19 protein-coding genes are annotated in these 23640 nt (G+C 68.1%); 5 read left to right on the forward strand and 14 right to left on the reverse strand.

Translation table 11 applies throughout. The features are described 5' to 3' along the window. The first annotated feature begins 1 nt into the window (after position 1). From H1S04_RS01455 to H1S04_RS01470, 4 genes are all read left to right on the forward strand, one after another. Complete coding sequence (locus tag H1S04_RS01455; protein WP_181743786.1) at positions 2–2455, forward strand: penicillin acylase family protein; 2454 nt, start codon at positions 2–4, stop codon at positions 2453–2455. Between the two features lie 64 nt (positions 2456–2519). After that, complete coding sequence (locus H1S04_RS01460; protein ID WP_181743787.1) at positions 2520–3413, forward strand: PfkB family carbohydrate kinase; 894 nt, start codon at positions 2520–2522, stop codon at positions 3411–3413. Then, a complete protein-coding gene (locus H1S04_RS01465) occupies positions 3410–4339 on the forward strand; it encodes a pseudouridine-5'-phosphate glycosidase (RefSeq protein WP_181743788.1) in 930 nt (309 codons plus the stop codon). The genes H1S04_RS01460 and H1S04_RS01465 overlap by 4 nt, the downstream gene beginning before the upstream one ends. 97 nt (positions 4340–4436) lie before the next feature. Continuing rightward, a complete protein-coding gene (locus H1S04_RS01470; RefSeq protein WP_181743789.1) occupies positions 4437–5153 on the forward strand; it encodes a DUF502 domain-containing protein in 717 nt (238 codons plus the stop codon). On the opposite strand, the gene H1S04_RS01475 is transcribed toward H1S04_RS01470, so the two are convergent. The 6 genes from H1S04_RS01475 to H1S04_RS01500 all read right to left on the reverse strand — a co-directional run bounded on the left by H1S04_RS01475 (position 5096) and on the right by H1S04_RS01500 (position 12188). Further along, positions 5096–6163, reverse strand: coding sequence for a patatin-like phospholipase family protein (locus H1S04_RS01475; RefSeq protein WP_181743790.1), 1068 nt, complete (start codon positions 6161–6163; stop codon positions 5096–5098). The genes H1S04_RS01470 and H1S04_RS01475 overlap by 58 nt on opposite strands. 145 nt (positions 6164–6308) lie before the next feature. Continuing rightward, positions 6309–6446 (reverse strand): hypothetical protein, encoded by a 138-nt coding sequence (locus H1S04_RS01480; RefSeq protein WP_181743791.1) that lies wholly within the window; start codon positions 6444–6446, stop codon positions 6309–6311. 73 nt (positions 6447–6519) lie between these two features. After that, positions 6520–8634 (reverse strand): ATP-dependent DNA helicase RecG, encoded by a 2115-nt coding sequence (recG, locus tag H1S04_RS01485; RefSeq protein ID WP_181743792.1) that lies wholly within the window; start codon positions 8632–8634, stop codon positions 6520–6522. Beyond that, complete coding sequence (ligA, locus tag H1S04_RS01490) at positions 8607–10904, reverse strand: NAD-dependent DNA ligase LigA (RefSeq protein ID WP_181743793.1); 2298 nt, start codon at positions 10902–10904, stop codon at positions 8607–8609. The genes recG and ligA overlap by 28 nt, the downstream gene beginning before the upstream one ends. Positions 10905–11105: 201 nt before the next feature. Then, positions 11106–11816, reverse strand: a complete 711-nt coding sequence (gene ctrA / locus H1S04_RS01495; RefSeq protein WP_181743794.1) for a response regulator transcription factor CtrA — start codon at positions 11814–11816, stop codon at positions 11106–11108. Positions 11817–11912: 96 nt separating this feature from the next. Further along, complete coding sequence (locus H1S04_RS01500; protein WP_181743796.1) at positions 11913–12188, reverse strand: DUF1153 domain-containing protein; 276 nt, start codon at positions 12186–12188, stop codon at positions 11913–11915. Positions 12189–12322: 134 nt separating this feature from the next. Between H1S04_RS01500 and mnmA the strand changes: the two genes are divergently transcribed. Further along, complete coding sequence (gene mnmA, locus H1S04_RS01505; protein ID WP_370470450.1) at positions 12323–13480, forward strand: tRNA 2-thiouridine(34) synthase MnmA; 1158 nt, start codon at positions 12323–12325, stop codon at positions 13478–13480. An 89-nt stretch (positions 13481–13569) separates the two neighbouring features. Here the strand turns inward: mnmA and lpxB are convergent, their stop codons facing one another. The 8 genes from lpxB to H1S04_RS01545 form a co-directional block, all read right to left on the reverse strand. After that, positions 13570–14736 carry a lipid-A-disaccharide synthase gene (gene lpxB / locus H1S04_RS01510; RefSeq protein WP_181743798.1) on the reverse strand — a complete coding sequence of 389 codons (1167 nt, stop codon included), beginning with the start codon at positions 14734–14736 and terminating at the stop codon, positions 13570–13572. Between the two features lie 46 nt (positions 14737–14782). Then, positions 14783–15577, reverse strand: a complete 795-nt coding sequence (locus tag H1S04_RS01515) for an LpxI family protein (RefSeq protein WP_181743799.1) — start codon at positions 15575–15577, stop codon at positions 14783–14785. Further along, positions 15574–16356, reverse strand: a complete 783-nt coding sequence (gene lpxA / locus H1S04_RS01520; RefSeq protein ID WP_181743801.1) for an acyl-ACP--UDP-N-acetylglucosamine O-acyltransferase — start codon at positions 16354–16356, stop codon at positions 15574–15576. The genes H1S04_RS01515 and lpxA overlap by 4 nt, the downstream gene beginning before the upstream one ends. Then, the gene (gene fabZ, locus H1S04_RS01525) at positions 16349–16825 is read right to left on the reverse strand and encodes a 3-hydroxyacyl-ACP dehydratase FabZ (RefSeq protein WP_181743802.1); all 477 of its coding nucleotides are present in this window, start codon (positions 16823–16825) and stop codon (positions 16349–16351) included. The genes lpxA and fabZ overlap by 8 nt, the downstream gene beginning before the upstream one ends. A 79-nt stretch (positions 16826–16904) precedes the next feature. Further along, positions 16905–19037: a hypothetical protein gene (locus H1S04_RS01530; RefSeq protein WP_255435424.1), complete on the reverse strand. Its 2133-nt coding sequence runs from the start codon at positions 19035–19037 to the stop codon at positions 16905–16907. Continuing rightward, entirely contained in the window at positions 19034–21745 is a 2712-nt protein-coding gene (locus H1S04_RS01535; RefSeq protein ID WP_366521892.1) for a DUF4159 domain-containing protein, read from the reverse strand. The genes H1S04_RS01530 and H1S04_RS01535 overlap by 4 nt, the downstream gene beginning before the upstream one ends. Further along, positions 21745–22623, reverse strand: a complete 879-nt coding sequence (locus H1S04_RS01540; RefSeq protein ID WP_298945554.1) for a DUF58 domain-containing protein — start codon at positions 22621–22623, stop codon at positions 21745–21747. The genes H1S04_RS01535 and H1S04_RS01540 overlap by 1 nt, the downstream gene beginning before the upstream one ends. Further along, positions 22620–23618 (reverse strand): MoxR family ATPase, encoded by a 999-nt coding sequence (locus H1S04_RS01545; RefSeq protein ID WP_181743805.1) that lies wholly within the window; start codon positions 23616–23618, stop codon positions 22620–22622. The genes H1S04_RS01540 and H1S04_RS01545 overlap by 4 nt, the downstream gene beginning before the upstream one ends. Positions 23619–23640: the final 22 nt, after the last annotated feature.

Genomic DNA, 23640 nt, shown 5'->3' on the forward strand with positions numbered 1-23640 from the left:
GATGCTGACCCTGTTCCGCTGGTTTCTGCGGCTGACCCTTGGTCTGATCGTCGGGCTGCTGCTGGCGGCGGCGCTGATCTGGTATTTCGCCGTCCGCTCGCTGCCAGATTACAACGCCAGCTACCGCGTCGCCGGGATCACCGCGCCGGTCGAGATCGTGCGTTCGACCGAAAACGTGCCGCATATCTTCGCGCAGGCTGACAGCGACGCCTATTTCGCGCTTGGCCTCGCCCACGCGCAGGATCGGCTGTTCCAGATGACCGTGCTGCGGCGCGCCGCCCAGGGCCGGCTGGCCGAGATCTATGGCGCGCGCGCCCTGCCCGCCGACGATCTCGCCCGGCGGATGGGGATCGCACGGGTGGCGCGCGCCTCGCTGGCCGCGCAGACGCCGCAGACGCGGGCGGCACTGCAGGCCTATGCCGATGGCGTGAACCAGTGGATCGAGATCGTCAATCAGGGCGCGCTGGGTCGCGGCGCGCCGGAATTCTTCCTGTTCCCCGACGATATCGCCTATTGGCAGGCCGCCGATTCGCTGGCCATCCTGAAGCTGTTCGCGGCCGCGAGCAGCCGGCAGATCCCTGCCGAGGTGCTGCGCGCCCAGCTGTCGCTGGTCGCGCCCGAGCGCGGTCAGGATCTGGTCGCAAGTCTGGGCGAGCCGGCGATGCCGGCCTATGCGACGCTGTTTCCGGGCGCCCGCATCTCGCCCACGCAGCCCGCGCCCGCCGAGGGCTGGCCCTATGATCTCGCCGGTTATCTGCGCCCCTTCTCGGGTCAGGGCGCGACTGCCTTCGCCGCAGACGGACAGCGCACCACCGCCGGGCTGCCGCTGCTGGCCAATGACCCCCAGGCGGCGCTGACGATGCCCTCGCTGTGGTATCTGGCGCGGATGCAGCTGCAATCGGGCGACGTGATCGGGGCCACCATTCCCGGTATTCCGGCGGTGATGTCGGGCCGCTCGGCCAAGCTGGCCTGGGGCTTCGTGCCGGCGCAGATCGACGATGCCGACATCCATATCGAAGAAATCCAGCCCGGCGACACGGACCGCTATCGCGGCATCACCGGCTGGCAGGATTTCACCGCCCGGCGCGAGATCATCCGCGTCCGCGATGGCGAGGACCGCGACATCACCCTGCGCGAGACGGAAAACGGCCCGCTTCTGTCGGCGACCAGCTTCGGCCTCGGCTCGGTCACGCCGCCGGGCTTTGCGGCCTCGCTGTCCTGGACCGGGCTGACGCCCGACGACCGCACCATGAGCGCGCTGATCGGGGTCATGACCGCCCCCGACCGGGCCACCGCCTTCACCGCCGCGCAGGATTGGGTCGCCCCGGCGGTGCGGCTGTCGCTGGCCGATCGCGACGGCATCGCCGAGCGGCTGGTCGGGCTGGTGCCGCAGCGCCTGCCCGAAAACGCCACACTGGGCCGGATGCCAACGCCAGGCTGGATCGCCGGCAACCGCTGGCAGGCGCTTGGCCGGCCGGAATCGCCCGACGTGACGGTGAACGGCCTCGACCTGTCGACCGGCGCGCTGAGCGGCGGCGCTTACGGCTTCGACGGCGATTTCGCGCTGCGCCGCGAACGCCTGCGCCGGTTGCTGGATGGCCGCGAGGTACATAGCCGTGACAGTTTCATCGAGACCCAACTGGACATCGTCAGCCCCGCTGCGCGCGCGCTGCTGCCGCTGGTGGGCGCCGATCTGTGGTTCACCGGCGAGCCGGCGGCGCAGGGCACTCCGGAGCGCCAGCGTCAGGACGCCCTGCGCCTGCTGGCCGAATGGGACGGCGCCATGAGCGAGCACCTGCCCGAACCACTGATCTATGCGGCATGGATGCGCGCCCTGCAGGACCGGCTGATCCGGGATGAACTGGGTCCGCTGGCCGATCATATCAGCGCCCTGCAGCCCAGCTTCATCGAACGGGTCTACCGCAACCGTGCAGGGGCGGCGGCCTGGTGCGACATCCGCCAGTCGGCGGCGATCGAATCCTGCTCGACCGTGGCGCGGCAGGCGCTGGATGCAGCGATCATGGACCTGACCGACCGCTACGGCCCCGATGTGACCAGCTGGCGGTGGGGCGATGCGCATGAGGCCGTGCAGATGCATCCGGCGCTGGGGCCGATCCCGCGGCTGGGCTGGATCGCCAATCTGCGCCAGTCGCTTTCGGGGGGCGACACGACGCTGGCGCGCGCGCCCGTCGAGAATGCGGGCGGGCGCCCCTTCCGCCCCACGACCGGCGCGGGCTATCGCGGGGTATACGATCTGGCCGATCCGGACAGTTCCGTCTTCATCATCGCCTCGGGGCAGTCGGGACATCCCTTCTCGCGCCATTATGACGATCTGGCGGTCAAGTGGCGGCGCGGCGAATATATCACCATGTCGCTCGATCCCGATCTGGCGCGGGCTGCGGCGGCCGGAATCACGCGGCTGATCCCGACCGCGGCCGCGCCTGCCGCCGAATAAGCCCAGCCGGTCTTGGCAAAGCAGAGCGGCGCAGAATATCAACGGATGAAACGTGGTAAGGCGGATGAGCAAGCAAGCTGACCTTCTGTGCATCGGGGCGATGCTGTGGGACGTAATCGGCCGCTGTCCGCGCCCGATGGCCTCGGGTGCGGACATGCCGGGCCGTATCAGCCATATTCCGGGCGGCGTGGCGCTGAACGTGGCGCTTGCCGTCGCCCGCTGGGGCATGGCGCCCGCGATCCTGTCCGCCGTCGGTCGCGACAGCGAGGGCGAGGCCCTGATCGCGGCTGTCGCCCGCTGCGGCGTGGTCACCGACTATCTGTGCCGCGATGGCGGCCCCACTGATGTCTATATGGCGATCGAGGACGTGAACGGCCTGATCGCCGCCATCGCCGACGCCCATTCGCTGGAAGACGCAGGCGAGCGGGTGCTGGCCCCGATCCGCGATGGCCGTCTCGCCTCGGGCGCGGCGCCGTGGCCGGGTGTGGCGGTGATCGACGGCAACCTGACCATGGATCAGCTGTCGCGCATCGCGACCGAGCCGGGCCTCGCCCATGCCGATCTGCGCATCGTTCCCGCCAGCCCCGGCAAGGCCGAGCGGCTGGCGCCGCTGATCGGCGCCGCCCATGGCTGCTTCTATCTGAACCGCTTTGAAGCCGAGATTCTGGCCCATCGCGAGCTGCCCGACGCGCTGACCGCCGCGCAGGCGATGCTGGATCTCGGGATGCACCGGGTGCTGGTCACCGATGGGGGCCATCCGGTCGCGGACGGACTGGCAGGCGCCGGGGTCATCAGCGTGACCCCGCCCAGGGTGACGATTGCCCGCGTGACCGGCGCAGGCGACAGCTTCCTTGCCGCCCATCTGGCCGCCGAACGGGCCGGCCTTGACCGTATGCAGGCGCTGACCCGCGCCACCCAAGCCGCTGCTGCCCATGTTTCGGGAAAGGACATGCCATGAAGAACCTGATCGATTACGCGCCAGAAGTGGCCGAAGCCCGTGCCAAGGGCACGCCGATCGTCGCGCTGGAATCGACGATCATCACCCACGGCATGCCCTTCCCGCAAAATCTGGAAATGGCCCGCAGGGTCGAGGCAGAGATCCGCGCCCATGGCGCCGTCCCCGCCACCATCGCGGTGATGGACGGGCGCATCCGGATCGGTCTGGACGACACGGCGATGGAACAGCTGGCCCGCATCCCGCAGGCGCAGGTGATGAAGTTGTCGCGTGCCGATCTGGCGGTCTGCGTCGCCACCGGCCGCACCGGCGCCACCACGGTCGCGGCCACAATGATCTGCGCCCATCTGGCCGGGATCGGCGTCTTCGCCACCGGCGGCATCGGCGGCGTCCATCGCGGGGCGGAGTTGAGCTTTGACATCTCTGCCGACCTGAACGAGTTGGCACAGACCCCGGTGACAGTGGTCTGTGCCGGCGCGAAGGCGATCCTTGACCTGCCGAAAACGCTGGAGGTTCTGGAAACCCTGGGGGTGCCCGTCATCGCTTACGGACAGGACCAGTTGCCGGCCTTCTGGTCGCGCGAATCGGGGCTGAAGGCGCCGCTGCGCATGGACGATCCGGCTGGGATTGCCCGCGCCGCCGCGATCCGCGCGGATCTTGGCCTGCCGGGTGGCCAGCTGGTCGCCAACCCGATCCCGCCCGAGGCAGAAATCCCCCGCGCGGTCATCGGCCCCATCGTCGACAAGGCACTGGCAGACGCGGCCCAGCACCGCATCGCCGCCAAGGCGGTGACGCCCTACCTGCTGCAGCGCATCTTCGAACTGACCGAGGGCGCCTCGCTCGAGGCGAATATCGCGCTGGTGATGAACAATGCCCGGCTTGGCGCGCAAATCGCCATCGCGGCGGCGACGCTCGGCAAATCGGTCTGACCGGGACGACGAAACGCACCCCGCTTGCAAGGCCCCGCACGCGGGGTCTTGACCGGAGCGGCCGCGCCGGGAAAGCATCGCCAGGAAGGAAAGCGCGATGACCAACGAACTGCCTCCGCTGCGCCCCGCCCATATAACACGTCGGCGGTCCCGCCCGTTTCCGGCGCTGAGGGCGTCGTTCTTCACCGGCCTGATCGTCATTGCGCCCATCGGCATCACCATCTGGCTGATCTGGGCGCTGACCGGCTGGATGGACAGCTGGGTCCTGCCGCTGATCCCGCCGCGCTGGCGGCCGGAAAACTATATCGGCATCGATCTGCGCGGCGTGGGCGTGGTGGTGTTTCTGATCTTCACCCTGCTGATCGGCGCCATCGCCCGGATCTGGATCGGTCGCGCCCTGATCCGCGCCGCCGAGGCGCTGGTGACGCGGATGCCCTTCGTCGGCGCCATCTATGGCGGGCTGAAGCAGATCGCGGAAACCATCCTCAGCCAGGGCGACGAGAAATTCGACCGCGCCTGCCTGATCGAATATCCGCGCAAGGGCTTGTGGGGCCTGGGTTTCGTTGCGGGACCTGCAAAAGGGGAACTCGCCGCGCTCGCGGCCGAGAACGGCCATGGCAATTATCTGGCGGTGTTCCTGCCGACGACGCCCAATCCGACTTCCGGCTTCCTGCTGTTCGTGCCGGAAGCGGAGGTTCACATCCTCGACATGGGGGTCGAGGATGCGGCCAAGCTGGTGATCTCGGGCGGCCTGGTCTATCCGCCCGAGGAGGCCCGCGGAAACAATGCCGAGAAATCCACCGAGTCGCGGTGATTGAGGTCGTCGGCGTGTTGGTCGAGGAAGGCGTCGGCGGCCGCGCGCCCGGCGTTGAACATCCGTTCCAGCAGCCCCGGATCGGGCAGTATCTTGGTGCGCGCGCTCAGATCGTTCATCAGCGTGTCGTCCAGAATCATGTGCAACAGCACGTTCTTCATCACCTTACCCTGCAGGCGCCCTTCGTCATGCAGCCGCTTGACGAAATTGATCGCCCTCAGTTCCGACAGCAGCGCGGTGTTGAAGCTGACCTCGTTCACCCGATCGGCAATGGCGGTCGGGGTTTTCGGCAGCGCCTCGCGCCGCCAGGGGTTGATGTTCACCAGCACGATGTCGCGCGGCAACCCCTCGGCATAAAGCGGCCAGAGCGCGGGGTTGCCGGAATAACCACCGTCCCAATAGGCCTCCAGATGGCCGGTCGCGGGGTCGTGGATCTCGACCGCGCGGTAGATCGTCGGCAGACAGGCCGAGGCGAGAACCGCATCCACCGTGACCTCGGCATCGGCGAAAACACGGGGCTGGCCGGTGCGCACATTTGTTGCATTCACGAAGATCCGGGTCGAGCTTTCCGCGCCTAGATCAGGATAAGGCAGCGTTTTCAGGATCGTCCGCAAGGGGTTTGTGTAAAAGGGGCCGTAGTCGTAGGGGCTGAACAGCCGGGTCATGTTGTCGAGCCAGACGAAGGGCGAAAACGCTTCGGTCCAGCGGGCCAGGCCGCGCGGCATCGGGAAGAAGGAATGCCACCAGCGCAGCAGCCGCGAATCGCTGACCTCGCCCACCTCGGCCCAGATATGTGCCAGGTTCTCGCGCGCCGCCTGCCGGCCCTGCCGCCCCTTCGCCGCCGCCAGCCCCGCCTGCAGCGCGGCCCCGTTCAATGCCCCGGCCGAGGTGCCGCTGATCGCCGCGATCTCCAGCCAGTCTTCGTCCAGAAGTCGGTCCAGCACGCCCCAAGTGAAGGCGCCATGCGCCCCGCCGCCCTGAAGAGCAAGGTTGATCCTGCGCCGATCCATATCTGTACCCCGCCTTCTTGTTGGCGGATTCTTACGCCGATTCAACTATTCGCTGCAACGCCGCATAAAAAAGCGGGTGATGGGCAGAAAGCCACATCACCCGCAAGGAACTGATCCGAGGGTCGGGAGACGAACGCGGAACAGGTCAGGCAGACAGGATCGCAGGCAACCACAGCACCGCTGCCATGGTGACCGAAAGCGCGAGAACGCCAGCCGCATCGGCCAGCAATTCGCCGATCGAGGCGCTTTCACCGGCGAGAACGGATTTCACAGCTTGGCTCATGACAATCTCCCTTGCGAGTTGCCTTTTTGTTCTCACATTCATGCGAGTCGCGCAAGAACTTTTTAAGAACATCTTAACCGGTCTTGATCAACCGGATCGCCTGATCCTGTTCCATCAGCCATAACAGAACGCGGATTGCACGGCCGCGTTTGCTGATCATCTCGGGGTCGCGTTCCAGAAAGGTGCGGGCATCGGCCTGCGCCACCTGCATCAGGCCGGCCTGGCGTTCCAGATCGGCGATACGGAAACGCGGCAGGCCCGACTGGGCGGTGCCGATCAGGTCGCCCGCGCCGCGCATCTCCAGGTCGACCTCGGCGATGCGGAAACCGTCCTCGGTTTCGCGCAGGGTATGCAGGCGACGGGCGCCATTCTCGGTCAGCGGCGCGTGATACATCAGCACGCAGCTCGACACCGCCTGCCCGCGACCCACCCGGCCGCGCAGCTGGTGCAGTTGCGCCAGACCAAAGCTTTCGGCGCGCTCGATCACCATGATCGAGGCCTCGGGCACGTCCACGCCGACCTCGATGACGGTGGTCGCCACCAGAATCTGCGCCCGGCCGGCGATGAAATCGGCCATGGCGGCGTCGCGCTCCTCGGGCGGCATCTGGCCATGGACCATGCGCACCGCATCGCCGAACCGCGCCCTGAGCGCCGAAAACCGCGCCTCCGCCGCCGTCAGATCCGAGAGTTCCGATTCCTCGACCAGCGGGCACACCCAATAGGCGCGCGCGCCGCCCTGAATGGCCTTGCCGACCCGGTCCACGATCTCTTCCAGCCGCCGATCGTCCAGCATGATCGTGGTGATCGGCTTGCGGCCGGGGGGCTTTTCGTCCAGCACCGAAAGGTCCAGATCGCCATATTGGGACAGCGCCAGCGAGCGCGGGATCGGCGTCGCGGTCATCACCAGCACATCGGGCGGCGCCGCCTCGCCCTTGGCGGCCAGCTTCACACGCTGCGCCACGCCGAAGCGGTGCTGTTCATCGATCACCGCAAGGCGCAGGTCGTGAAAGCGCACCTCGTCCTGAAAGACCGCATGGGTGCCGACCAGAATGTCGATGCGTCCCTCGGCAAGGTCGGTCAGGATATTGGCCCGCGTGTCGCCCTTGTCACGGCCGGTCAGCGCCTCGATCCGAATGCCCGCCGCCTGCGCCAGCGGCATCAACGCACGCAGGTGCTGGCGGGCGAGGATCTCGGTCGGGGCCATCAGCACGCCCTGCCCCCCCGCCTCGACCGCGATCAGCAAGGACAGCATCGCCACCAGGGTCTTGCCCGCCCCCACATCGCCCTGCAGCAGTCGGTTCATCCGCAGGTCCGATTCCATGTCCTGCGCGATTTCGGCCACGGCACGGGTCTGTGCCCCGGTCGGGGGCCATGGCAGGCTGGCCAGCACCCGCTGGCGCAGATGCCCGTCCCCCCGGCTGGGCCGCCCCTTGCCACGCCGATGCTGCCGCCGCGCCAGGGCCAGGGTCAGCTGATGGGCGAAAAGCTCATCATAAGCCAGCCGCATGCGCGGCTTCGATGTCGCCGCCAGATCCGCCGGTGCCTGCGGCGCATGGGCCTGCGCCAGCGCCTCGCGCCAGCCCGGCCAGCCCTCGCGTCCCAGAAGCGCGGGGTCGATCCACTCGGCGAGGGCAGGTGCACGGGTCAGCGCGGCTTCGGCCCCCCGCGCCATCTGTTTTTGCGTCAGGCCCGCCGACAGCGGATAGACCGGCTCGTAATCCGCCGGCAGTGCCTCGCCCTCGGACAGGATATGGTCGGGATGGACCATCTGCGCCACACCGTCGAACAGCTCGACCTTGCCCGAGACGATGCGGCGCTGACCGACCGGCAGCTCCTTCTCCAGCCAGTCGCGGCGGGCGTGGAAAAAGACCAGCACCAGATCGGTCTGGCCGTCGCTGCAGATGACACGATAAGGCCGCCCGCGGGCCGAAGGCGCCGCGTGACGCAGGACGGTCACCGTCAGCGTCGCGATTTCAGGCGGACGCAGATCCCTGACGCTTTCCACAGCGCGCCGCGCCACCCCGCCGGTGGGCAGCGTGTAGATCAGGTCGCGCGGGCGGGTAATGCCCATGGTTTCCAGCGCATCCGCCGCCTTGGGGCCAATGCCCGGCAGCGTCTCGACCTCCGCGAACAGCGGAAACAGCGCCGGAGGTCGCCCCTTCACCGCTGTCCGATCAGGCTCAGCCATGCATCCTCGTCGATCACCTCGACCCCCAGCGCTGCGGCCTTGCCGGCCTTCGATCCGGCGCCGGGCCCCGCCACCAGAATATCCGTCCTGGCCGAGACCGAGCCCGCCACCTTCGCCCCCATCGCCTCGGCCCTTGCTTTCGCCTCGGCGCGGGTCATCCGTTCCAGCGTGCCGGTGAAAACAACGGTCTTGCCGGCGATCGGGCTGCCATCGACCGCCGGCGCTTCGGCGGGTTCGATCCGACGCAGCTGCGCCACCAGATCGTCAATCGCGCCGCGTTCGGCCGGCTGGTGGAAGGCCGTCACCAGCGACTGCGCCAGCACCGCGCCCACACCGTCGATGCTGACCAGTTCGTACCAGGCGGCGCGCGCGGCGGGCCAGTCCTGCGCATCTTCGGGGCGCGCGTCCCAGACGGACTGCCGCGCCTCGCTGATGCGGGCGCGGCGTCTCTCGGCCTCTGCCGCGCACCGCTCGGCCGCGACGGCGTTTTCGGCGGCAATGTGTCGGGCGGCGGCGGGGCCCGCCGCATCGATCCCGGCTATGAGACTTTCCCAATCGCCGTAATGGCGCGCCAGCGTGGCCGCCGCGACCTCGCCCACATGGCGGATGCCGAGCGCGAAGATCAGCCGCGCCAGCCCGATCTCGCGCCGCGCATCAATGGCGCGGAACAGGTTCTCGGCCGAGGTCGCCCCCCATCCGTCACGGTTCTTCAGCTTGGTCAGGCTGGCGCCGTCCCGCGCCTGAAGGGTGAAGATGTCGGCCGGGTTCCGGATCGGCAGGGTTTCGTCGCGGTAAAAGGCCTCGATCTGCTTCGCGCCCAGACCTTCGATGTCGAAAGCCCCACGGCTGACAAAATGCTTCAGCTTTTCAATCGCCTGGGCGGGGCAGGCCATGCCGCCGGTGCAGCGGCGCACGGCATCGCCCGGCTCGCGGATCGCGGCCGAGCCGCATTCCGGGCAGGTCTCGGGGAAGATATAGGGCTGCGCGGCGTCGCTGCGCTTGGCCACATCCACATCCGAAATCTTCGGGATGACATCGCCGGCGCGGTAAACCTTCACCCAGTCGCCGATGCGGATATCGGTATCGCGGATGCGCTTGCCCGCGCTGTTGAGGCCGGCGATGTAATCCTCGTTATGCAGGGTCGCGTTGGACACGGTGACGCCGCCCACGGTCACCGGATCCAGCCGCGCGACCGGCGACAGCGCGCCGGTGCGGCCGACCTGGATTTCGATATCGCGCAGCCGGGTCCAGGCGGTTTCGGCCGGAAATTTATGCGCGATGGCCCAACGTGGCGTGGTCGACCGAAACCCGAGCCGCGCCTGCAGGCCCAGATCATTCACCTTGTAGACGACCCCGTCGATGTCATAGCCGAGGCTGGCGCGCTGCCCTTCGATCGCTTCCCATTGGGCGAGCATTTCGGCGGCGTTATGGCAAAGCTTCGTCAGGCTGTTGGTCTGGAAGCCGAAACTGGCCAGCCGGGCGATCGCGCCCATCTGGGTGTCGGCCAACGGCGCGCTGATCTGCCCCCATGCATAGGCGAAGAACTTCAGCGGCCGGGCGGCGGTGACGGCCGGATCCAGCTGACGCAGCGATCCGGCGGCGGCATTGCGCGGATTGGCGAAGATGCGCGCGCCTTCGCCAGCGTTCAGCGCGGCGAAATCGCTGTGGGACATATAGACCTCGCCCCGCACCTCGAGGATCTCGGGCGGATCGCCCTTCAGAACCTGCGGAATGTCGGGGATCGTGCGGGCATTGGCGGTGACGTTTTCGCCGACCGTGCCATCGCCGCGGGTGGCGGCCTGCACGAGCCTGCCATTCTCGTAACGCAGCGAAAGCGACAGCCCGTCGATCTTCGGCTCGGCGGTGAAATCAAGCTCCGCCCCGGTGCGCAGCCCGAGGAAGCTGCGCACACGGGCCACGAATTCGTCGATCTCGGTCGCGGCGAAGGCGTTTTCCAGGGACATCATGCGTTGCGCATGGGTGATCTTGCCGAAGGCCTCGGACGGGGCCGCGCCCACCTGCCGGGTGGGACTGTCGGCACGCATCAGGGCCGGGAAAGCTTCTTCGAGGGCCGCGAGCGCGCGCTTGGCGCGATCATATTCGGCATCCGAAATGGTCGGCGCGTCGTTCTGATGGTAGTCCAGATTGGCCTGGGCCAATATCTCGCTGAGCGCAGCGATCCGATCCGCGGCCTCTGCCTCGGTCAGTTCGGACGGGTCATCACCCGCTTCCGTCAGGTCCGCGAACGCCGTGCCTTCCTGGCGATCCATCCGCGTAGGCGTGCCGTCCGCATCGCCGTTTCGATCCGATCCCGCCATGTCCTGCCCCCATCGTTGGTCACGGGCAGCCGCATTGCAAACGGCCCGCGCCTAGGGTGATAAACCGGGAGCGGCGACGAAGCCAGACATGTCGGCCCGAGAGGCGCCCGGCGCGATGTCGGCCGCCGCGGCCTGGGCCTGATCGGTGCGGGATCAGGCGCCGATTGCCAGCCGCTCGCTATCGGCATGGTGCGGGTCGCGCAGCACATAGCCGCGGCCCCAGACCGTCTCGATATGGTTTTGGCCCTCCATGGCCTCGGACAGCTTTTTGCGCAGCTTGCAGATGAACACGTCGATGATCTTCAGTTCCGGCTCATCCATGCCGCCATAGAGATGATTCAGGAACATCTCCTTGGTCAGGGTCGTGCCCTTGCGCAGGCTGAGCAGTTCGAGGATCTGGTATTCCTTGCCGGTCAGGTTCACCGGCTTGCCATGCACTTCGACCGAGCGGGCGTCGAGGTTGACCACCAGATCGCCGGTGCGGATCACCGAATGGCTGTGTCCCTTCGAACGGCGGATGATGGCGGCAATGCGCGCCACCAGTTCCTCGCGATGGAAGGGCTTGGTCATGTAATCGTCCGCGCCGAAGCCGAAACCGCGCAGCTTGCTTTCGGTATCGTCCGAACCGGTCAGGATCAGGATCGGCGTATTCACCCGCGACATGCGGATCTGGCGCAGAACCTCCATCCCGTGCATGTCGGGCAGATCCAGATCCAGCAGGATCAGGTCGTAATCATAGAGCTTGGCGAGATCGATCCCTTCCTCGCCCATATCGGTGAGAAAGACGTTGTAATTCGCATGCGTCAGCATCATTTCGATGCTGCGCGCGGTGGTCGGATCATCCTCAACCAGAAGGATACGCATGGCTCGGTCCCCGTTTCGAATCGATGTCTGAAGTTCACATTCACGGCAAATGGTTAAGATCGGGTTACTGAACGCGATTTCATGGCGTATATCAACTTATGGTTGTCTGTATTGCTGCAAGGTGGTCACCCGCAATGCGCGGACGCCATGGTCGCGAATGGCCGTGCACCAGCTGTCGAATTCCTCCTCCGACAACCCATAGCGGGTGATGGCTTCGTCGCGCCCGATCAGCCCATGGGCCACGGCCTTTACAACGACGGCCTTTCGGCTGGCCACCCACCGCGTCGCGGCAGGCGGCAGGTCAGCCAGGGACAGCACCGTGCCGTCCGGCAGATGGACCGCGCGCGGGCCAGTAGTTCTTCGCAGATACATCGGCACCTCCTTCATGCCACCTGCCTAGACCAGACTGTTTAAGACTGCGTGAAGCCGCCCCTTGTGAAAACGCGGATAATTCCTATAATTTTCACGAGATCGGAGCCCGAAGCGGCAGCCCGAAAGGATATTCCGTGACAGTCACGACCAAAATCGCCCCGGAAACGGGTTTGAATTCATTGGGTTTTGCCAAACCGCCGGCGGAGACGCGGGTGGTTGTGGCCATGTCGGGCGGCGTCGACAGTTCGGTCGTGGCCGCCTATCTGGCCGAGCAGGGCTATGACGTCATCGGCGTGACCTTGCAGCTTTACGACCATGGCGCGGCGCTGGCAAAAAAGGGCGCCTGCTGCGCGGGTCAGGACATTCACGATGCGCGCCGGGTCGCCGAACGCATCGGATTCCCGCATTATGTCCTTGATTATGAGAATAAATTCAAGGAATCGGTGATTGATGAATTCGCCGATGCCTATCTGGCCGGCGCCACGCCAGTGCCCTGCATCCGCTGCAATGAGCGGGTGAAGTTCCGCGACCTGCTGGAAACCGCCCGCGACCTCGATGCCGATTGCATGGCGACGGGCCACTATATCCAGCGCAAGATGGGCGCGAACGGTGCCGAGCTGCACATGGCCAGTGACCCCAATCGCGACCAGAGCTATTTCCTGTTCTCGACCACGCAGGAGCAGCTGGATTTCCTGCGCTTCCCGCTGGGCCATCTGGCCAGCAAGGCCGAGACGCGGGCGATGGCCGCGCGTTACGGGCTGTCGGTGGCGGACAAACCAGACAGTCAGGACATCTGCTTCGTGCCCAATGGAAATTACGCCGCAGTCATCGAAAAACTGCGCCCCGGCGCCGCGGATCCGGGCGAGATCGTGGACATGGATGGCAATGTTCTGGGCACCCATAATGGCGTCATCCACTATACCATCGGCCAGCGGCGCGGGCTGGGCATCGGGGGCCTCGGCGATCCCCTTTACGTGGTCAAGCTGGACCCGGAAGCGCGCCGCGTCATTGTCGGCCCGCGCGAGGCGCTGTCGACGCGGACCGTCCCGGTGGGCGAGGTGAACTGGATCGGCGATGAAAACTTCGACGGCATGGCACCGCGCGAAATTCTGGTCCGCATCCGCTCGACCCGGCCGCCGCGCTCCGCGATCCTGCGCCCGACCGGCCCGCGCAGCGCCGAGGTCGATCTGATGGACCCCGAAGAAGGGGTCAGCCCCGGTCAGGCCTGCGTCTTCTACGACACCGGAAGCACCCGCGTGCTGGGCGGCGGCTGGATTCAGCCCCGCCGCTGAGGCCTCTGCCGACGATCGGCCCGTCAGCCGCGCAGTCGACTTCGCGCGTCTGTTTACTTATATATATCCGGTGTGTTGCGTGAAATAATTCAGGCGCGGGCCTGTTTCCTTCGCGCCAGAAAATCCAGCACCGATTTTGCCGCCCGCAGGCCGGGGGGTGCCCCGCCCTCGCCCAGCCGCTTCATGGTCAGCGCCATCGCCTCCGCTTGGGCTGCGCGCTTTTCTGGCTGTTCCAGCAGGTCCAGAAGCCCCCCCGCGATCGCATCGGCGCGGCAATTGCCGCCCAGAAATTCAGGGATCGCGCGGGTATCGCTGACCAGATTGACCAGCGTGACGGTATCGGTCTTCAGCAACATTCCGATGATCCAGCGCGACAGCGGCGCCATGTCATAGGCGATGACCATCGGCACCGCATTGGCGGCGAGTTCCAGACTGACCGTGCCCGAGGCCGCCAGCGCCAGATTGGCAGCCTGGAAGGCAGCGCGCTTGCCCGCGGCTTCCTCGACCACGATGGGCGCGGTGGGCCAGCGGCGGGTCATTTCCCGCACCAGTCGCGAGACGCCTGGCACGGTAGGGATCACCACCCGCAATTCGGGGATACGGTCGCGGACGCGAATCAGCGCCTCGTCGAAACGGGGTCCGAGGCGCGAGACCTCGCCCCGGCGCGAGCCGGGCAGGCACAGCACCAGCGGGGCGTCGGGGGCGATGTCATGGGCGGCACGGAAGGCCGCCGCCTCGGCCTTGGTGGCGCGCTCCTCGGCCACGACGGGATGGCCGACGAAATCGCAACTCATTCCGGCGGCCTCCATATAGGGTGGCTCGAAGGGCAACAGCGCGAGGACGTGATCGACCACTTTCGCCATTTTCGCCGCCCGGCCCGGACGCCAGGCCCAGACCGAGGGCGCGACGTAATGGACGACCGGGCCGTCATAGCCGAGTTCCTTCGCCGCCCGTGCCACCCGCAGGCAGAAATCGGGGCTGTCGATGGTGATCAGCGCATCCGGCCGCGCTTCGGCCACGGCAGCGGCGGTCTCGGCGATGCGGCGCTTGAGATGGCGATATTTGGGCAGCACCTCGGCGATGCCCATGACCGACAGTTCCTCCATCGGGAAGCGGCTTTCGAGACCCTGCGCCGCCATCTCTGCGCCGCCGATGCCGGCGAAGCCGATGCCTGGTTGCAATGCCTTGAGGCCGGCCATCAACGCCCCGCCCAGCTTGTCGCCCGACGGCTCGCCCGCGATCAGGAAGACATGCATCCTGTTCCTCCCTTGCTGCAACCGGCCGCCGCAGAGCGACCGCCGTTCAGCGCGCCCAAAGGAAAACACCCGCAGCGCGGGCGCGTTCCACCGCCTCCTCGCGTTCCAGCAGAATGACGCCGCCGGCCTGCCAGGCAATGCCCGCAAGTCCGGCCCGCGCCACCTGATCGACCGTTCCGGGGCCGATGGCCGGCAGGTCGATGCGACGGTCCTGCCCAGGCTTCGGGGCCTTCCAGAATACCCCGCGCGGGCCGTTCGGGCGCGGCCGCATGTCGCGATGGGCAGCGACGAAATCCAGCATGGCGCCGGTGCCGGGCAGCGTTTCCACCGCCAGACACAGTCCCTGCGCCACCACCGCGCCCTGCCCCAGATCGAGCGCCCCCAGCCCTTCGACGATCTTCGCCGCGCGGTCGGCATCGGCGATGTCGGCGGCGGTGGGTTCGCCCACAAGGATGCCCTCGCCGGGAACCAGATCCGGGGCGATCTCCTCGGTGCCGGCGACGGTGAAGCCGGCCTCCTCGAACAGGGCGATCACCTCGCGCAGGGCGGCGTCATCGCCCGATTGCATGGCGGTCAGGATGCGCGGCACCAGACTGGCGGTGCGCGGATCGAAGGCCTCGGGGTCAAGGCGCGGACGGCGGACGGCCCCGGCGAAGGTCACGCGATCGACGCCCTGCGCGGCCAGCCAGTCGAAAAAGGGCACCAGCCGTTCCAGCCGGAAGCTTTCATGCGGCATCGGCGGCGAGAACCCGTCGAGCGCGGCCACGACAGGCCGGTCCAGCCGGGCGGCGATGGCGGGAGCGAGTGCCCCCTGACCGGCGATGATGGCGGTGCGGCTCATGCGGGTTTCAGGAAGCTGCGCTCGGATGGCCCGAGGATGAATTCCAGCACCTCGCCCACCATTTCCCCCCGGTCCATGGTGGAAAGTTCGCGCGCCGTGTCGCGGAACGCGCCGTCATGCAGCCGGGCCAGAACCTCGCGCAGTTCGGCGATCTCGGCACGGCTGGCGCCGCGGCGTTTGAGGCCGACCAGATTCAGCCCGTCCAGATGGGCGCGCGGCCCCTGCACCAGCCCGTGCGGGATCACATCGGCGGTGACCATGGACAGCGCCCCGATCATCGCGCCGCGTCCGATGCGCACGAATTGGTGGATGCCCGACAATCCGCCCACGATCACATCGTCTTCCAGCACGCAATGCCCGGCCACCGCGACCGAGTTCACCAGGACGACCCGGTCGCCGATCTGGCAATCATGCGCGACATGGCAATTCGCCATGAACAGCCCGTCATCGCCGATGCGCGTCACCCCGCCGCCGCCCTCGGTGCCGGGATTCATCGTCACATATTCGCGGATGCGGTTGCGGGCGCCGATTTCCAGCCGGGTATGCTCGCCCTTGAATTTCAGGTCCTGCGGATCCTGCCCGATCGAAGCGAAGGGAAAGATCACCGTGCCCTCACTGATCGAGGTATCGCCGCCGATCACCACATGGGATTTCAGCTCGACCCCGGTCCCCAGCCGCACCTGCGGGCCGATCACGCAGAAGGGGCCGATGCGGACATCGGGCCCGATTTCCGCCCCCGGCGCGATGATGGCCGAGGAGTGGATCGCCGGATCAGCCATCCGCGGCCTCGCACGCGGGCTGGTCCATCATGGCCGTGAACTCCGCCTCGCAGGCGACTTCGCCATCGACGATGCCCCGGCCTTCGAATTTCCAGATCTTGCCGCCGCCACGCTTGACGGTGACATGCAGTTCCAGCACGTCGCCCGGCACCACCATGCGGCGGAATTTCACCTTGTCGATGGCCATGAAATAGGTCCGCATTCCGCGATCGGCCAGATCGAGGCTGACCCCGACCACCACCGCCGCCGTCTGTGCCATGGCTTCGACGATGGTCACGCCCGGCATCACCGGCTGGTTGGGGAAATGGCCCTGGAAATGCGGCTCATTGAAGGTAACGTTCTTGATGCCGACGCCGGATTTGTGCGGCACGATCTCGCGGACCTTGTCGATCAGCAGGAACGGGTAGCGGTGCGGAATGATCCGCTGGATCAGGCCGATATCGGCTTCGGAGGTCGGGATCTCGGCCATGGACGGGTGCCTTTCGGGAATGTTCGCTGATGGTGCTAGCAAACGGGGGGGCGGATTGGCAAGGCGAAGCGGGCGCGCGTCAGGCGCGCCGACGACCCTCGACCAGCCAGCCGGCCAGCATCACTCCACCAATCAGGCACAGCCATGCCCAGCCCGGCAGCAGCGGCCGGCGGCTGAGACCGGTGACGGTTTCCGCATCGCGCGCGATCAGCCCGATCCAGCGCCCGGCCGCGCCGCGCCCCTCGGTCGGGCGGCCTGCCGCCACCCGGCGCAGGTCGGGAATGCCATCCGACAGCCGTTGGATGCTGCCGCCGGAATTCTCGGTCAGTCCGGCCATATCGGCGGCATTGGCGACGGTGCGATCAAATTCGCGTGGCGCCGCCGGACCCACCGCGATGGAGCGCGCCAGATCGTCCTGCCGCACCGTGTACAGACCCGGTTCGGGCGCCGTGAAACGGCCGGTGAACTGGCCCGGACCGCTTTGCTGCAGGGTGATCTCGGCCGTCTGGCCCTGTGGACCGGTCAGGCTGACCGGCCCCACCGTTTCGCGCAGGCTGCGGCGTGTCACCTCGATCTGCTGACCGGGCAGGCCGCGCAGCTCCAGCGCTTCCTCCTCAAGCTCCGGTTCCTTCATCGACCAATGGGCGACCCGGCGCATCAGGTCCAGCTGCGGGCCGCCGCCTTCGAAGCCGCGCCCCCACAGCCAGATCTGATCCGAGGCGATCAGCGCCACCCGCCCCTCGCCCTGACGGCGCAGCATCAGCAGCGGCTGGTCGTCCTCGCCCACCATGGCGACTGTCGAATCGGGCGCGGGCGAGGTCTCGATCATCCGCAACCAGCGGCCCCAGCTGTCCTCTGACGGGGTTCCATCTTCGGGCGGCGCGCCGGGCAGGCCCGCGGTGACCGGGTGCCGGCGGCCAGCCTCGGTCAGGCGCGGCAGTTGCGGCGTCGCGATCACCCGGCCGGTCGGGCGGGCGGGCAGGATCGGTCCAAGCTCCGACCGGGCGATGCTGTCGACGCCGGCAAATTCCGGGCCGGCCGAGACCAGCACCGCGCCGCCGTTTTCGACGTAGCGGCGGATATTGTCGTAATATTCCGGCAGCAGAATGCCGCGCATCCGGTAGCGGTCGAAGATGATGAGGTCGAAATCCTCGATCCGTTCCATGAACAATTCGCGCGTGGGGAAGGCGATCAGCGCCAGTTCATCCACCGGAACCCCGTCGAATTTTTCCGGCGGCCGCAGGATGGTAAAATGAATGAGGTCAATATTCGCATCCGATTTCAGCAGGTTGCGCCACGTTCTTTCACCGGGATTCGGCTCGCCCGAGACCAGCAGCACCCGCAGCCGGTCGCGCACCGCATTGATCGTCAACGCGGCCTGATTGTTCAGACCGGTCAGCTCACCCGCCTGAGTGTCGACCGAGATCAGCACCACGTTCGGGCCGGCCGTCTTTAGCGTGACCGGCAATTCGACCTGGGTGCCGGGCGTGACCGCAACGCTGGCGATCACTTCGCCATCGAGGCGCGCCGTCAGCGTCAGCGGGCCCGCCACCGCCGGGGGCAGCGCGCCTTCATCGGCGATATGCAGGCGGATCGTCGTGGGCTTGTCGATCAGGGCGAAGCGTGGGGCCTCGTCGATCACGATGCGACGGTCCCAGTCCTCGGGCGTGCCGGTCTGCAGGAAATGCACCGGTGCTGGCGCCGTTACCGGCATCGACCCCGCATCATGGCTGAGCCCGTCGCTGATCACGATGGTCCCCGCCAGCCGGTTCGCCGGTTCGGCGGCGATTGCCCTGGAAAGCGTGGCGCCAAGCAGCGTGCCATCCTCGCTGTCGCCAACGGTGATGCGCCGAATCTCGGTGTCGGGCCAGCGGGCCAGCTGATCCTCGATCTGCGCCAGCGCCGCGTCGCTGGCAGCCGCGCGGCCGGGCAAGGACTGGCTGGCGCTGCGGTCATCGACCAGCAGCACGATATCCGAAAGCGGCCGCGCCATCCCCCGCTGCAGCCCCGGCCCCGCCAGCGCCAGCGCGATCAGCAGCAGCGCGAGGCCCCGCCACCACGCCCCGCGCAGGCCCCGCCACAGCGCGAGCGCGGTGGCGAGCACCGCCAGCAGCGCCACGATGATCGTGAGCCACCCGGCCGCGACCGGGCCGATCAGCGGCGCCAGAATCGGGTCGAGCACGAACGCGCCCCAAGCCAGGCTGCCGTTCATTGCGCACCCTCCGCGGCCAGACGTTCCAACAGCGCGGGCACGTGGATCTGGTCGGACTTATAGTTGCCGGTCAGCACATACATGATCAGGTTGACGCCGAAACGATGGGCCATTTCGCGCTGGCGTTCGCCGTCGAGGCCCGCGCCCACCGCGAAAAGCGGCAGGCCGCGTTCGTCGACCGCCCAGGCTTCGGCCCAGGCATTGCCACCGATGACCACCGGCGAGACGCCGTCATTCACCGTCCCCGACTCGGCCGTGGTGGCCTCGACCCAGACCTCGCCATTGCTGAAACGGCCGGGCAGGTCGTCCAGCAGATAGAAACTGCGCGTCAGCACATGGTCGCCCGGCACCAGTTGCAGGGGCGGCATCTCCAGCGGGCCGGCCAAACGGCGCAGGTCGTCAGCGCCATCGGCGGCGCTGCCGGCCAGATCGGCGTCGCGGGTGTCGAACAGGATCATGCCGCCGCCGCGCAGAAAGCGGTTCAGCCGCAGATAGGCCTCGGCCGAGGGGACTGGCTGGTCAGGACCGATGGGCCAATAGAGAAAGGTCATCAGCGTAAGGTCGGCGGTTTCCAGATCGATGGCGACGGGGGGCGTCGGCTCGACCGTGGTGCGCGCGATGAGGGTCTGGGACAGCCCCTCCAGCCCGGCGCGCGAGACCTCGTCCAGTTCCGCATCGCCCGTGAGCACATAACCCATGGCGAATTCCGAGGCCGCACGGGCCAGTTCGGGATCTATGTCCTGCGCGCGGGGCGCGGTGCCGGGCAGCGTCAGCAGAAGGCCCGCGATCAGCGCAGCCGCAAGTTGCCCACGTCGCAGCGCAAGGCTGCCCAGCAGGTCGGCCAGCAGCGCCGCCGCCGCCGCCAGCAGCAGCCAGCCGGCCAGCGGTATGCCGGATGGCGTGTCGGACTCGATCACCGCGCCGGGCCAGTCGGCGACAGTCATGGGCACCCCGGCATTCAGCGCCAGGATCCGTTCGCCCGACGCATAGATGCCCGCCGGCAGATCGGGCGCGGCACCGCGGGCCAGGACCTCGGTGGTGACCGGAACCGGGGCCTCGGCGGCCGACAACCGGCCCTGCCCGTCCAGTACCTGGGTCGCGGTCCAGATCCCGCCCTGCGGCAGATCCCGCGTGGTGACGGGCGCACGCCCCGCGCCGGCGATCAGCCGCTCCAGCATCTGCACGAACAGCCCCGAGATCGGCAGCGAGGACCAGTCGGCATTGGCCGAGGAATGGAACAGCACCAGCCGCCCCTCGCCCAGCGGCGCGCGGGTGACCAGCGGGGTGCCGTCCGTCAGCACGGCAATGCTGCGCGACGCCAGATCCGGCGCGGGCTCTGCCATCAACTGGCCGCGGATCGTCACCTCTGCCGGAACGGCGAGCCCCGCAAAGGGGCCATCGGCGGCAAAGGGCGCAATCGGGCGCGGCGCGCCCCAGCTGAGCGCGCCGCCCATGTCACGCCCACCCGGCCGCAGCCGCACCGGCAGCAGCGGTTCGTTCGCGAGCTCGGGATCGGCCGCCATGCGTGGCCCGGCGAAACGGATCAGCAAACCGCCCTTCGCCACCCAGTCGGCCAGCGGACCGTTCGCCTGCAATCGCGTCTGATCCATCAGCACGATCACGTCGGGCTGGGCGGCCAGGGCGTCGTCCAGGCCCGCCTCGATCACCCGCGCCGAGCCTTGCAGCGCGCTGCGCAGGAAATGCGCCGGCGACAGCAGGGCCTGCCCTTCGGACCGGGCCTGCGCCTGACCGATCAGGGCCACCACCGGCCGGCGCAGCCGGTCATCGCCCAGCACCACCGCAGCGGCCGATTCAACCCCTTCGATCTGGAACCGCGTGACCCGGCCCAGCAATTCGGGCGGGAGATCCACCACCACCACCGGGCGCGAGGTGATGCCCTCGCGGCTTGTCGGCGCGCCGGGTGTCAGCCGGGCCAGTTCGCGCGGGATGCCCTGCGGATCGGGACCGAGCGCCAGCACCGCGCCCATGTCGGCCGCAGTCGACTGGATCTGCAGTTCCGGCCGGGCACCGTCGCGGCTCATGCGCAGCGTCTGTGGGGCGACGCGGGGCGCCACCACTCCCACCGGGCCGCGCGCCGACAGCGCCGACAGCCATGCCGACCGCCTCGGATGGTCCAGCCCATCGCTGAGCCACAGGGTGCGCAGCCCGCCCGCCGGCGCATTCGCCAGTAACGCGTCAGGGGCATCGGGATAGGCGCCGGGCCACGCCTGCGGGGTCGCCGCACGCAGCAGCGCCGCCACCCCATCATCAGCGCCAAAGGGCAACGCGCCGTCTGACCGGCCATCGGCCAGCAGGACCGCCACCGGGCGGCCACCGCCGATCGCGCCTTCCGCCGCCCGCAGCGCGCGGGTCTGGGCCGCACGCCAGTTCGGTGCGGCGGTGGCCCCCGCATCCATGACGATCAGCAGCGCCTCGTCCTCGATCACCGGCGGTGCCGGGCGCCAGATCGGGGCGGAAAAGGCCAGGATCGCCGCCGCAACCGCCAGCAGGCGCAGCAGAAGCAGCCACCATGGCGTCCGCCGCGCGACGGGATGGGGATCCTGCAGGCCCACCAGCAGCGCCGTGCCGGGGAAGCGGACCCGTCGGGGCATCGGCGGCAGCGCCCGCAGCAGCCACCACAGAAGCGGAAGCGCCGCCAGCGCCAACAGCATCAGCGGCGCGCCGAAACCTATCGGACCCAGCACCATCATCGCGCCGCGAGCACCCCATGCAGCCAGATCATCGCCTCGGAGACCGGGCGGCCCAGATCATGGGTGCCGAACACCATGCCCGCCTGCCGCGCCATCCGTCCAAGCGCCATGCGACGTTCTTCCAGTCGTGCCAGATAGGCCGTCCGCAGACCGCCTGCGTCGCGGGTGTCGTGGTGCAGGCCGCCCGCAGTTTCGAAGCGGATGGCGCCGTCGAAGGGAAAGCTTTCCTCGTCAGGCTGCAGCACCTGAAGGAGAACCCCACTGGCGCCGAGCTCCGCCACCCTTCGAGCAAACACCTCCAGAGCACTTAAATCATTCAGGAAGTCGTCGATCATCAGGACCACTTGCCCGGTCCGCACCGCAGCCGCAGGCGGGGCATCGGCGTCCTGCACCAGCGGTGTCAGCGCAGCGATGCCCGCAGACAGTTTCGCCGCCTGCGCTGCACCGGAACCGGGATTGTCGCCCAGAAGCGCCACCCGTTCGCCGGCCCGGATCAGCGACAGCGACAACGACAGCGCGATGAGGCGTGAGCGGTCGAGCTTGGTCTCGCCCCCCTGCTGACCAGCGTAATTCATCCCCGCCCCCCGGCCCAGCCAGATCGCCGCTGTCCGTGCCGTCTGCCGTTCGCGGTCGCGCACAAAACGCGAATCGCCCCGTGCCGAACGACGCCAGTCGATGGCCGAGGCGGTGTCGCCCTCATGCGCCAGCCGATATTGCCAGAAATCCTCGCCGTGTCCCGGTCGGCGCAATCCGTGCCCGCCCGGCGCCACTGTGGCGGCGATGGGCCCGCGCGCCAGCACCAGCGGCGGCAGGGCCGCAGCCGCCGCCTCGGCCCTCGCGCGCAACTCGGCCGCCGGGATTCGGTCTGGGCTCACGCCGCCTTCCGAAGCTGGCTATCGCGGATACGGGCGATGATATCGTCGACGGTCTCGCCCCGCGCACGCGCGCCGAAGCTGAGCGCCATACGGTGACGCAGCACTGGGGCGGCCATGGCATCGACATCCTCCAGCGTCGGGGCGAAGCGGCCGTTCAGCACCGCCCGCGCCCGTGTCACCAGCATCAGTGCCTGCGCCGCGCGCGGCCCCGGCCCCCAGCTCAGCGTCTCTGCCACCCAGGGCGCGCCCTCCGGCCCCGGACGCAGCGCCCGCACGAGATCGAGGATCGCATTCACCACCGTCTCGCCCACCGGCATCCGCCGGATCAGCGCCTGCGCGGCGATCAGCCCGTCCGCATTCATCACCGGATGAGGATCCTCGCGCTCGACCCCGGTGGTGGCCAGCAGAATGGCGCGTTCCGTGTCGCGGTCGGGGTAGTCCACATCGACCTGCATCAGGAAGCGGTCCAGCTGTGCTTCGGGCAGCGGATAGGTGCCTTCCTGTTCGATCGGGTTCTGCGTCGCCAGCACATGGAACGGCCGGCCAAGCGGGCGATGCGTGCCGCCGACGGTCACCTGCCCCTCCTGCATGGCCTGCAGCAGCGCCGACTGGGTGCGCGGGCTGGCACGGTTGATCTCATCCGCCATCAGCAGTTGGGTAAACACCGGCCCCTCGACGAAACGGAACGCGCGCCGGCCGTCCGGCGACTGGTCCAGCACCTCGGAACCGAGGATGTCGGCGGGCATCAGATCGGGGGTGAACTGGATCCGCGCATCCTGAAGCCCCAGCACCGTGGCCAGTGTGTCGACCAGCATGGTCTTGCCCAGACCGGGCTGACCGACCAGCAAGGCATGGCCGCCCGACAGGATCGCCGCCAGAACCTGCTCGACCACGTCGTGCTGACCGACGAAGCGGCGCTCGATGCTGGACCGCGCCGCGATCAGCTGGGCGCCCAGGGTCAGGATCTCATCAACCAGTTTGTCATCCTCGGTCATGACAATTCTCTCATTCTGCTCT

This window comes from Paracoccus sp. S1E-3 (assembly GCF_013868135.1).
In the GTDB taxonomy this organism is placed as follows: Bacteria; Pseudomonadota; Alphaproteobacteria; order Rhodobacterales; family Rhodobacteraceae; genus Paracoccus.